Consider the following 11,399-nt stretch of genomic DNA (forward strand, 5'->3'; position numbering starts at 1 on the left):
ACCCGGCGTTCTGCTGCGATGACGCTAGTCGACATCGGGACCGGCGATGGGCTGATAGCATTTCGAAAAGCCAACCATCGATTTTTAATAAGTAATTCTGCGTATAATTTTGTGTATGAGCTGCCTCGACAGGCTGGTGGATGGGGCTGGGTGAGAGGATGGTACGAAACGTACACCATGCGCGGGCTGGAGGCGAAGTAGCCTGAACCGTTCGCGCGGCTTATGAATCTCGCTCCCCAGATAATCACCGGTCAGGCCGATATGCTTCCACCCGAGCGGTGCTACATGAGCGAGCGGTTCGTCGAGCACTTCGGCAAGTTATCGCGCAAATGCCGGACGACGCGATCGAGATATACGGTGTTCCACAGCGTCACGGCCACGGTTACGAGGGTCAATCCGGACGTGCGATGGCGCCGGTTCTAGAAGGTGCGGCGCGCAGTTCACCGAGTCGATTGAAATAGATGGCGCGGGTGAGCGCATATCAAAACAGTCCCTTCCTCTTAATTTCGCTTTACGTCGTCTTGATTTTCTCAAGCGCCAACTTCATGTCCGCCGCGAATGCAGTCACGAGACTCGACACAGGCAATCCCACTGCACTAACAAGATAAAGTTCATCGGCGATCGCCGGTTCGAACCGGCGAACTGCTACGCGCTCACCTGCAAAGCTCGCAGTGACCGGATCGATAAGAGCGACTCCGGCCCCCTGTGCCACGAATGCAACGATGGTCTGCGAGAGTTGCGCTTCGACTGTCATCTGCCGCGCCACACCGTGCTCAACGAACACCCGGTCGATCGTGCGGCGGGCATCGAAGGAAAGCGGAAATGACACGAAAGGTTCGTCGCGTAGATCTTCCGGTTTTAATATGCGTTTGCGCGCCAGCCGATGGCCTGCCGGCAGAATGCAGCGCATGGGTTCGTGCGTGAGCCGGTCCAGCCGGACGGCAGGATGAGGCATGGCTTCGGCAATGAAGCCGATGTCAATTCTTTGCGACGCCACAAGCTGGACCACCGTCGAGGAACTGTGGGTCAGGAGCGTGATATCCACACCCGGATGCTCACGCGCGAACGACGTTAACACGCGAGGCAGCCATTCCAGCGCCACCGCCGGCGAGCCTGCGATGCGCAGGGAACCGCGTCGCATCGCGCGTATCTGCTGCGCTGCCTGGGTGATCGAATCGAGCCCGACAAAAGCCCGCTCTACTTCGGCATATAGCACATTCGCCTCGACAGTCGGCATCAGCCGTCCTTGCTGCCGCGTGAACAATGCAAAGCCGACGCGCTCCTCAAAATCGGCGATAAGACGGCTCATCGCCGGCTGCGATATATGCAGCATCTGTGCGGCGCGGGTGACGGTGTGCCGCTGCATCAGCGCCCGGAACGCTTCCACCTGGCGAATCTTGAGGTCGGGAGAGGCCATAACATTAGTGAATGGTTGACGAAAAAGACGGTATTTGACCCTGCATTTTGTATCGCCGAAGCTCAGGACAAGCTCGTTTTGACGGATTAAAGGCTTCAATGGCTGTTCATAATATAAATCTTAAGCGATGGACTCATTGAGCGCACTCCGCAACTTCGACGTCGTGGTCGTCGGCGGCGGCCTCGTGGGCATGGCTATCGCATATGGGTTGGTGCGCGAGAAGCTGCGCGTAGCGGTCTGCGACGGCGAGGATACGTCGTATCGCGCGGCGCGCGGCAATTTCGGACTGGTATGGGTTCAAGGCAAAGGCGGGCGCTGCCTGCCTTACGCGCAGTGGTCGCTCGAGTCGTCGCAACGCTGGTCGGCGTTTTCCGCGCAATTGATTCGCGAAACGGGCGTCGATCCCGCATTCGAACGCCCGGGCGGTTTTGAACTGTGCGAGACGCAAAACCAATTTGCCGATGCCCAGGCTTTGCTCGCGTCGCTGCATGGGCGCGATGCCGGGCTCACCTACGAGGTCTTCAGTACCACCGAGTTGCGTCGCCGGATTCCGGCGGCATCGCCCGAGTTGACGGGTGCGCTCTATTCCCCGAACGATGGTCACGCCAGCCCGCTCACTACGTTGCGCGCAATGCACGCGGCGTTTCAGCTGCGCGGTGGCACCTATTTGCCGGGACGCAAGATCTCGGAGGTTCGGGCTCGTGCGGGTCACTTCGAGATTGTTTCGGCAGAGGGCGTTTTAGAAGCAGGGCGGGTGGTTCTCGCCGCCGGCCTAGGCAACGCCGAGCTCGGCCAGATGCTCGGTTTCGATGCGCCGATCAAGCCGCTCCGCGGCCAGATCATGGTGACCGAGAAGCTCGCGCCATTCCTCGCGTATCCGACGCTCGTCGTGCGTCAGACACGCGAAGGCTCGGTGATGATCGGCGATTCAGCCGAGGACGTCGGCCTGCACGACGGAGTGAGTACCACCGTCATGGCCGATATTGCCCGTCGCGCGCAAAACGCGTTTCCCATGCTCGCCCACGCGCGCATTGTCCGCAGTTGGGGTGCGCTGCGAATCATGACGCCGGACGGGTTGCCGGTCTACGAAGAATCGCCGACGCATCCCGGCGCATTCATCGCGATCTGCCATAGCGGCGTGACGCTCGCCGCGACCCATGCGGATTGCATCGCGCCGTGGATTGCGGGCCGCGCGCGACCCGCCGCGCTGGACACGTTCAGTAGCCGTCGTTTTCACATTCAACCCGGACCGAGCCATGTTTGAACTGCTGCCGTTTTCAGATGGGGCGAAAGTTTGCATCGATATAAACGGAGCGCCGCATGTCGTTGCCGGTCATTTGAACGTCTCGGCCGCGATGCTCGAGGCAGGACTGCAGGCGTGCCGTGTAACTCCCATCAGCGGCCTGCCGCGTGGCCCGTTTTGCATGATGGGGGTGTGCTTCGATTGCCTCGTGGAAATCGATGGCGTGCCCAATCAGCAAGGCTGCATGGTGCAAGTTCGCGATGGCATGCGAATTCGTCCGATGCAGGGCAAAGCGAGGATCGCATGATAAGTGACGCAAGCGCTGGCACGGCGACCGGCGCTGCCCGCTGCGACCTTCTGATCGTGGGCGCCGGGCCGGCCGGGATGGCGGCGGCCATTGCCGCACGCCTGTACGGCTTGTCGGTCATCGTCGCCGAGGAAGGTATGGCACCGGGGGGGCAAGTCTATCGGCAGGCCAGTGACTCGCCCCTCGGCGATGCCACGCTGCTCGGGCACGACTATGCGCATGGCAGACCGCTGATCGAGCGTTTCAAGAAGAGCGGCGCGTCGCTTCTTACACATACCCTTGTCTGGCAGATCGGCGCGGACGGCGAAGCGATGCTGACATGCCGCGGCGGTTCCCCGGGCACGCTGCGAGTTCAGGCAACGGCAATCCTTCTCGCCACCGGCGCGCAGGAACGACCATGGCCTGTGCCCGGCTGGACGCTTCCCGGTGTCATGAACGCGGGCGCGGCGCAAACCCTGCTCAAGTCGGCCGCCCTGGTTCCAGGCGCGGATACGGTGATTGCCGGAAGCGGGCCGTTACTGTGGCTCTACGCATCTCAACTGATCAGCGCAGGTCGTTCGTTTCGCGCAATCGTCGATACGACGCCGGCAAGCGCGTACTGGCGTGCGATGCCGCAATTACCGCGTGCGCTGCGGGCAACGAGTTATCTGGCGAAAGGTTTGCGCATGATGCTGGACGTCCGCCGTGCCGGCGTGAGTATCTATCGCTCGGCGCAAACGGTGAACGTGCTCGGAGAGCAGCGCGCCGAAGGCTTGCGCTTTCGCGTGGGCTCCAAGACGCATGAAGTCGCAGCTGGCCTGGTACTGCTGCATCAGGGCGTGATCCCCGGGACGAACCTGAGTAGGTCCGTCGGCTGCCGGCATCGATGGAGCGAAGTACAAGCGTGCTGGCACGCCGAAGTCGACGCTTTCGGCCGTACAAGCGTACCGCTTATATGGATTGCCGGTGACGGCGCTGCGATCGGCGGCGCGCAGCTTGCCGAATGCGATGGCGAGCTGGCCGCACTTGATATAGCGCGCGTGCAGGAACGGATCGATATAGCCGCGTTCGAGCGCGCCATCAAGCCAATCCGCGCCCGGCGTGCGCAGCATGCTGCAATCCGGCCACTGCTCGACGTTTTGTACACGCCGCCGCGCGCGCAGCGCCTTCCCGACGATGATGTCATCGTCTGCCGATGTGAAGAAGTGACAGCGGGGGACATCCGCAACATCGCCGGACTGGGCTGCACCGGCCCAAACCAGATGAAAGCGTTTTCTCGCTGCGGCATGGGGCCATGCCAAGGCCGCTGGTGCGGCAGCACAGTCGTAGAACTGATCGCCGATGCACAAGGGCGCACCCCTGGCGACGTCGGTTATTTCCGAATCCGTCCGCCGGTGAAGCCCGTGACGATCGCCGAAATCGCGGCAGCCGTTCCCGCTGATGCTGTCCTGCATCGGGGCGAGTTTCCAAGTTGACGACAACGGATCATTGACTGAATGACCAGAGACGGAGTTATCAACAGCGACTGCGGTTTCTTTATCCTTTCCCTGCCTGGAGTGATGCAATGAAAACAAGCCTCAAACTGAGTGTTTCCGCCGCGCTGCTTGCGTTGTCTTGCGTTGCATCGGCGAAGGACTGGACGACGATCCGCATTGGTGTGGACCCGACCTATGCGCCATTCGAATCGGTGGCGCCGGATGGTCGTGTCGTGGGATTCGACGTGGATCTGGGCAATGCACTGTGCGCCAGGCTTAAGGCGAAATGCGTCTGGGTACAAAGTAGTTTCGATGGTCTCATTCCTGGCTTGCAGGCGCGCAAGTTCGACGTGATCCTCTCGTCGATGGCCGCAACGGCGAAGCGACGCGAGCAGATCGATTTCACGAACCGGCTGTATCGCAATCAGACGAAACTAGTTGCACGCAGGAATTCCGGTGCGAAGCCGGAGGCGACCGCGTTGCAGGGCAAGCACATCGGCGTCGAGCAAGGTACTGTGCAGGAAACCTACGGACACGAGAAATGGGCGCCATCGGGCGTACAGATCGTTTCCTATCAGAGCTACGATCAGGCATACGACGATCTGACCACGGGCCGGCTCGACGGGGTGCTGATGGATGCGGTTCAGGGCAAGCTCGGTTTTCTGGATACGCCGCGTGGCAAGGACTACGCTTTTGCTGGCGACACGGTCTACGATGCAAAGATCATGGGCGACGGTGATGCTGCCGGTATTCGCAAAGGCGATTCCGATCTCCGCGACGCGCTGAACACAGCCTTTGCCGGTTTGCTCGCCGACGGCAGCTACAAGAAGATCGAAGCGCGTTACTTCGACTTCGACATGTATGGCAAATAAAATGCGCATGCCGGCGGTGCCACCGAACGCGAGGGCGCTCGACTTTCGTGGAAAGCATTACCTCTTTCATTATTGAAAGTCTGCTCTGGCTCGACACGAGCTACGTCTTAGCATGCTTGGGGTTCCGTTCCGCTGATTCCGATGCAGAGCCGATGTATCTTGGCCAGGATGGAGTCGGCGAGAGCGGTCCATACAAACGTTTTGCAATTGTCGCCTACGGAGAGACGAATTGGTCGATACGCTTGATCGGTTGCCTCGCCGCTTAGGCTTTCGTTTGGCGCGCATGCGCCGAAAACGACCAAGATCTGTCGAGCGCTTGCTGACCAATTTCTCGCACCCGGTCGTAGTGCCTGGAAATCTTCAAAACTCGGATACAAGAGCAAATCCTAACCCTCCGCGAGTGATGCGGTCATTTGTTGTTCAGACGCAAGCGAACGGACATAGGGCGACGCGACCGGAGAGATCAATATGTTGCGATGGATAGCGAACTGGGCGGCACGTTACGCGCCTACTGTGGAGCAGCAAGCGCAAAAGGCTTTGCCTGAACTACGTCTGGAGCTTTTTCAAGCCGAGCAACGAATTCTTGATGCACAAGTGCACGCGGACTACCACCGCGCGCGACTGGCATTTTGCGAGTCAGTGCTGAAAAATGGCATTGAGCAGGTCCGCGACAAGCGAAAGGAGCCGGAAACCGCAGTTGCGACGTTGCGCAGCGGCCCCAAGCTAACAGCAGCACAATCGGCTTGATTGCGTCCCGATAGACGAAGTGACCAGCGGGCTGCTGTTTTAATTCGTTCGCGGCTTCACAATTGCGCGTTAAGGTCAGCGAGACGTTCGCGGCGAAAAGCCGCGGCGCAAAGAACGCTTAAATCGACGCGGCTCCTTGCACCGCTGTTGCAGCATCCCGTACCTATATTCAGTAAAACCTAAGCATTGCTACGCAAGCTGTGGTGCGCCTGGTGTCATCGAAACCATGGGCGCGGGCGACTTCAAGCGCTCAATGATCGCGGGCGTGAGGACAGGATTAGGTTGATCGAAAACCCCATCTGGCAGCCCAAGCGTCGTTTCGATATGAAAGGCTGTCTCAGGTGTGAATTTCTCGCCGTTCACCAATTCGGCCACGCGCGTTAAGTTGGAGTCGAGTCCCAGTGCGATGTTTTACGCGCCCACCGCATCTACCAACAACTTAAACGAACGTGTTTTGAAAATGGACGCCGTGTAGGCCGGGTCTCGAGTAGGCGGAGCTTTTACGTATGGCTTGTTCTGTCGGTGGGATGTCGCTTTTGCGGGTTGGCGCGATTGACGCTGGCCTTTGTATCGATATCGGATTGGCCAACGGCAACGACCGATTCTGTGTTGGTCAGATACACGAGCGCAGGTGACGTCTCACGACGCGGTTCGCTCTGGCCCTATGCGCGATGCCTTGGCATTCCTAACGGGGGTGTCGCAACGACGTAGATCGCCGGTTTTTGATCTCGATCTCAGACAAACCGCGGGTGTGGCAGTCGATCTCGCGCAGTAGGGACGTTGAGCAGGGCTTCCGGGTTTACCAACGCAAGCGGGAGGTCTACGAGGTCAAGTGGCAGCCAGTTGGAACGTCATTAACGCGCAAATCGACGTTGGATGTGGGCGAAGAACGGGCAGATCAAGGCGGTGAGTTAACGTGCCATCGCCGTGAATGACGGACATATCGAGGAACCGGTCCTGATTCAGTTGGCACACTGAACCCAGCAGTACGGCATCTCAAGAGGCCTCCGCTGTCCAGCGCCGGAAGATGCGGTAAACACTGGTGGGGATGAATTCCGGAACGACTGACTGAATTTTCGTTGATCGGCAGCGCTTTCCACTGGGACCGCAAAAACAGCACCTTCAGGATGTGCTTGAAGATCTTGCGCAAGGCCAATCCAAATTCGTGGAACTGCACATCGTTTATTTCAACCGGAATCCCATGTCGCGGCGGGATTCTTCCCATCTCGAGATCCACGAAGGATCGGGATTCCAGTTCACTCGCCTTATTCGCAAGAGCCACGCCCAAAGGCTATCAGACAGTTTCAGGGGTCGAAGAAACCTCCAACCAGCTGTTCGCCCTCTTTGCCACCTCTTTTCTCGCGGGTTCGCGGTGGGCGTAGTCGAGAGTCATGCGTAGATAGTCATAGCTCTTGCGAATCGCGTTACGGACCCTGGTGATCGACTCCGGCGAAGGATTGGTCCCAAGTAGCGTCGCGATAATGTCAAGTGCCATCCACGGATGCTCGTCATCGTAATGTGCGTGCACGTGAAGCCACCGCATGGCCGATTTACGGATCGGTTCGGGGAACGTAAGTGCGTAAGTATCTTCCGAGCAAACCATGCAGGAGAACTCGCCCGTTGCACCCTCGACCGCATAGTTCGTGGCCGCCATGGCTACTGCGAGGTCGTCAATCACGCTGACGTGCCCACACCAATGCGCAAGCGCGTGCATTTCGCTGGGCACTTCCTTGTTCAGGACTTCGTGCATCGTGAGGCCTGAAGCTGACGCCCACTGAAGCCAATGCTTCGCGTGCATGTTTTCGACGCGAATGTTTTGAATGAGATAGGACCGAGCCATCGTCTCGCCCCGCGATGTGCCAAAACGGGCCTTCATCAAGTTCGACGCCATGAACTGTGGGAACTGCTCGATCACCGGGAAAAAACCAGCCAGGAAGCGATGTGTGCTTTCAATGTCCAGCGTTGCGTCCTTCATCGCTTTGCAGAATGGATGGCCAAGTGCAACTGACTTTTGTTCTTCGCAGTCTGCGACTACGCGTTGCAACCATTCCGGATAACTTTTGATGTCTTTTAACTCGCCGGATCGGATAAATTCAGTGCTCATAGGTTCATCTCTCTCTGAAGGGGGCTCACACTTGCCGACGACGCTCAGGCGAGGTCGGATATCCGGGTGGACAGATGATGCAAGCTTTGCAGAGATAATGTATCAGTAATATGAAACTGCGCACATTCTTTAAAAAAATAATAAAAGAATATTGTTCAGACAATAAAGCGCGCGGCTAATCGCAGCCACGTAGAGACGAGGAGTTGATATTCAACTAAGCGAGCAGTGTCGGTTCAGCGGAATTCAAGGACTGAGGCTCGGCCCAGGGCGTGGGGCGCCCAATGAAATAACCTTGCGCATAATCGACTCCATACTTCTTGAGCAATTTCAGGATATCCGCGTTTTCAACGTATTCTGCGATAGTTTGACATCCTAATGAATGCCCAATGTCATTTATCGCAATGACCATCTCTTGGCTGACCGTATCTTGGGGCAGATTTTTGACGAAGGCGCCGTCGATCTTCAGATAGTCGACCGGAAGATGTTTTAGATATCCGAACGACGACATGCCAGCGCCAAAATCGTCCAACGCGAAATGGCAACCTAGAATACTCAGTTCATTCATGAAGTGCACAGCGGACAGGAGGTTGCTGATTGCAGCTGTTTCGGTGATTTCAAAGCACAACAAGTGTGCGGCAATACCATTCTCCCTAATCTGCTCGACAACGTAGTGCAAGAAACGTGCGTCGCCGACAGATGCCCCGGAAAGGTTGATTGCATACTCGCTATATTGCTTAGCTGGAGTGCATGAGAGTGCACGTAACGCTGTGCGCACGACCCAGCGATCTATAGTGGTCATCAGGCCGTAGCGCTCGGCAGCAGGTATGAACTTGTCGGGCGTGATGACCGGGCCGCCCTGCGGGTCGATCATGCGGAGCAGCAACTCGACCTTGTTCAGGCCGCCCGCCTGCTGGTCTCCCGTATGAAGGTCGCGAATCGGTTGCGCATAGAGACAAAACAGATCATGTTCGAGTGCATGCTTCAGACGTCGCGCCCAGGACGCTTCATTAGCGTGAGTGGCAAGGTCGCTATCATTCAGGTCAGCCTCCTGAACGCGATCTCTGCCTCGTTCCTTGGCAACGAAGCAAGCAATATCAGTCAGGTGCATCGCCGATTCTACCGTGATGCCCGGCTCGTCCAGGACCAGAAGCCCGATGCTCACGCTCGTCTTGAACTGCTGTGCTTCCCATTGATAACAGAATGTATTCGCCGAGTGCAGGAGCTTGTCGGCCAATGTCATGGCCTGCGCCCGATCGTACCCTCTCAGCAATGCACCGAATTCGTCACCTCCCAGCCGCCCAAAGGTGTCCCCTGCACGGAAGATTCTCGACAGATGAGTCGAGATTGCGCGAAGCATGCCATCGCCCGCAGCATGACCACAGGTATCGTTGACGATTTTGAAGCGGTCGAGATCAAACACCAGCAACACGTCACAAACCGCGACATTGAGGTGCTTCACGTCAGCGAGTGATGCGGCGAGTTGTCGTTCGAACTCTGAGCGATTGACCAGGTCAGTAAGGCTATCGTGTGATGCCTGCCACGCGAGGCTTCGTATGTACTCTTTCTCGCGTGTCATGTTTCGCAGGATGATCACGTAACCATGATGCCCGTCGTTTGTACCGTCCAAGTCACTCAGGTAAAAAGGCGATCCGGTGATGCGCGACACCACGGCCCTTACATGGACTTCTACACCGCTATGAGAGACAAGGATCATCTCAACGAACTGGTCGTCGAGATGGTCCCCTGGCAAGCCGTCGCTAGCGAGCTTGGCAAGCATTTTCTCTGGTTCGCGTGAGCGTTCGTACAGCAGGGAAAAGGCATCGGAAAACGGGCGCCCCAGACATAAAGCGCTCGTCGTGCAAAGGATACGTTCCGCTGCAGGGTTGATGAACTCAATCTCTCCCGACAGACTTGTCGCAATCACCGCCTCTCCGATCGAGCCCAGCGTGGCCTTGGCTCGTGCTTCGCTGTGCCGCAAAGCTCTCTCGGTGAGTTTTCGCTGAACAACCAGCCGGCGGACATGCCAGACGGTGAGCAGCATCAACACGGTCGCGGCCGCGAGATCGACCATGAGAAGCAGGAATGCGACCTTGCGAAACGTCGAACTCAACTCGTAAGAAAAACCTCGGGAAAGCGGCGCAACATCTTCGTTGATCTGAAAAATTTCCTTCTGCAGCTCTACGAGTTCGGCATCAGCTTCCGATTGGTCCGAAAATCGGCGATGAAGCCGACTGGCGACCTGTCCCAGCTTGTCCATGTGAACGTCGCTACGCTTCCAGAGGTCCATTGCATCCTGGAGGTAGCTGACATGGCGAAAGATCCGATACACCCATGCGGCACTCACCACGTCCGACCTTGCAAAGCCGCCCATGACTAGTTCGTCTTCTGCCGTGTGCATATCAGTTTGCGTACGGTCAAGAATGTCCCGAGCCCGCCTCAAGTGCAGGAGACCCTCCATCGCCTCAGTGTGCCGCTGATACAGCACTTCATCGCCGCTTTCTGCATACAGGTGCAAGAAAAACGTCGCGTCCTTCTCGCCCTTTGACCAAACGCTTTCGGCGCCGATATAGGCGCGCAGCGACGACATGATGTCGATACTGACGGCGGCCAGGGAGACGAGAATCAGGATTACGACCAGGAAGGGCCAGACAAGGCGGATGACCTGATTGGCATCGCTATGGGGCACATGTTTAACGCGCATGAATATGTTCCGTTAGTACCTCGCTTCGCTTTCCTAAATGGCGATAGCAACGGCGTCGGCGGGAATGACGTCGATCCGCGGCTACGGGGATCAACGTCAGCCCAGTGCTTCGAACAAGCTATCCATCCAGGACCCGGCAGCGATGTCCAACCCGCTAGTTGCCGTTCAAGATCCTGGGAGCGGCCGCCTTTTCTCGGTAACGCGTAGATGATTTGGCCGTCGATTCGGCGCAACCCTCATGTAGAACGTCATATTTCAGGAATTCTTTAGCCCGGCAGTTGATCGGTCGCGCCAACAGGGCCTGCTGTGGTCGCTCGTCTCGCAGAGGGTCCTGCCACAGTGCATCACAGTTGATGCGCCAGGCTTAAATAGAAAGCCGCACGGGCGGGATCGTCCCGCCGGTTTTGATCGACTTAAGCAATCGGATGAATCTCCGACTGATATCGTCTATCTCGATCGGATCGATCATAGGATTGCTTCGAATGATCCGCGACACCTCGTGTTGCCGGGCCTTGGTCATGACCCACAACAGGCGCTCGGAAACCGCGCGATCG

Annotated in this window: 8 protein-coding genes and 3 pseudogenes; 5 read left to right on the forward strand and 6 right to left on the reverse strand. The window is 57.7% G+C overall.

The annotated features are described in order from the left end of the window. Positions 1 to 237: 237 nt before the first annotated feature. Together JWR14_RS20020 and JWR14_RS20025 are read right to left on the reverse strand one after the other, a co-directional pair. A pseudogene (locus JWR14_RS20020) lies at positions 238 to 478 on the reverse strand (Tn3 family transposase); the annotation flags it as partial. Positions 479 to 511: 33 nt separating this feature from the next. Beyond that, positions 512 to 1,417: a LysR substrate-binding domain-containing protein gene (locus tag JWR14_RS20025; protein ID WP_299710177.1), complete on the reverse strand. Its 906-nt coding sequence runs from the start codon at positions 1,415 to 1,417 to the stop codon at positions 512 to 514. A gap of 136 nt (positions 1,418 to 1,553) precedes the next feature. On the opposite strand from JWR14_RS20025, the gene JWR14_RS20030 reads away from it, so the two are divergent. From JWR14_RS20030 to JWR14_RS20050, 5 genes are all read left to right on the forward strand, one after another. Next, entirely contained in the window at positions 1,554 to 2,681 is a 1,128-nt protein-coding gene (locus JWR14_RS20030; protein WP_299710180.1) for an FAD-dependent oxidoreductase, read from the forward strand. After that, a complete protein-coding gene (locus JWR14_RS20035) occupies positions 2,674 to 2,967 on the forward strand; it encodes a (2Fe-2S)-binding protein (protein WP_299710182.1) in 294 nt (97 codons plus the stop codon). Before JWR14_RS20030 ends, JWR14_RS20035 begins: the two co-directional genes overlap by 8 nt. Next, positions 2,964 to 4,421 (forward strand): NAD(P)/FAD-dependent oxidoreductase, encoded by a 1,458-nt coding sequence (locus JWR14_RS20040; protein WP_299710185.1) that lies wholly within the window; start codon positions 2,964 to 2,966, stop codon positions 4,419 to 4,421. The genes JWR14_RS20035 and JWR14_RS20040 overlap by 4 nt, the downstream gene beginning before the upstream one ends. A gap of 89 nt (positions 4,422 to 4,510) precedes the next feature. Next, positions 4,511 to 5,293, forward strand: coding sequence for an ABC transporter substrate-binding protein (locus tag JWR14_RS20045; protein ID WP_299710188.1), 783 nt, complete (start codon positions 4,511 to 4,513; stop codon positions 5,291 to 5,293). A gap of 513 nt (positions 5,294 to 5,806) precedes the next feature. Beyond that, positions 5,807 to 6,040: a hypothetical protein gene (locus JWR14_RS20050; protein WP_299710190.1), complete on the forward strand. Its 234-nt coding sequence runs from the start codon at positions 5,807 to 5,809 to the stop codon at positions 6,038 to 6,040. Positions 6,041 to 6,274: 234 nt separating this feature from the next. Here the strand turns inward: JWR14_RS20050 and JWR14_RS20055 are convergent. The 4 genes and pseudogenes from JWR14_RS20055 to JWR14_RS20070 form a co-directional block, all read right to left on the reverse strand. Continuing rightward, positions 6,275 to 6,643: pseudogene (locus tag JWR14_RS20055) on the reverse strand (hypothetical protein); the annotation flags it as partial. Positions 6,644 to 7,334: 691 nt separating this feature from the next. Continuing rightward, positions 7,335 to 8,144 (reverse strand): iron-containing redox enzyme family protein, encoded by an 810-nt coding sequence (locus JWR14_RS20060; protein WP_299710193.1) that lies wholly within the window; start codon positions 8,142 to 8,144, stop codon positions 7,335 to 7,337. Between the two features lie 214 nt (positions 8,145 to 8,358). Beyond that, positions 8,359 to 10,845, reverse strand: coding sequence for an EAL domain-containing protein (locus tag JWR14_RS20065; protein WP_299710195.1), 2,487 nt, complete (start codon positions 10,843 to 10,845; stop codon positions 8,359 to 8,361). A gap of 364 nt (positions 10,846 to 11,209) precedes the next feature. Next, positions 11,210 to 11,399, reverse strand: a pseudogene (locus tag JWR14_RS20070) (Crp/Fnr family transcriptional regulator); the annotation flags it as partial.

It is taken from the genome of Caballeronia sp. (assembly GCF_028292365.1).
Lineage (GTDB): Bacteria > Pseudomonadota > Gammaproteobacteria > Burkholderiales > Burkholderiaceae > Caballeronia.

Excerpts from the sequence above, each read along its gene's own strand:
- JWR14_RS20025 (WP_299710177.1), bottom strand. The coding sequence starts at position 1,417 with ATGGCCTCTCCCGACCTCAAGATTCGCCAGGTGGAAGCGTTCCGGGCG.
- JWR14_RS20035 (WP_299710182.1), top strand. The coding sequence starts at position 2,674 with ATGTTTGAACTGCTGCCGTTTTCAGATGGGGCGAAAGTTTGCATCGAT.
- JWR14_RS20040 (WP_299710185.1), top strand. The coding sequence starts at position 2,964 with ATGATAAGTGACGCAAGCGCTGGCACGGCGACCGGCGCTGCCCGCTGC.
- JWR14_RS20045 (WP_299710188.1), top strand. The coding sequence starts at position 4,511 with ATGAAAACAAGCCTCAAACTGAGTGTTTCCGCCGCGCTGCTTGCGTTG.
- JWR14_RS20060 (WP_299710193.1), bottom strand. The coding sequence starts at position 8,144 with ATGAGCACTGAATTTATCCGATCCGGCGAGTTAAAAGACATCAAAAGT.
- JWR14_RS20065 (WP_299710195.1), bottom strand. The coding sequence starts at position 10,845 with ATGCGCGTTAAACATGTGCCCCATAGCGATGCCAATCAGGTCATCCGC.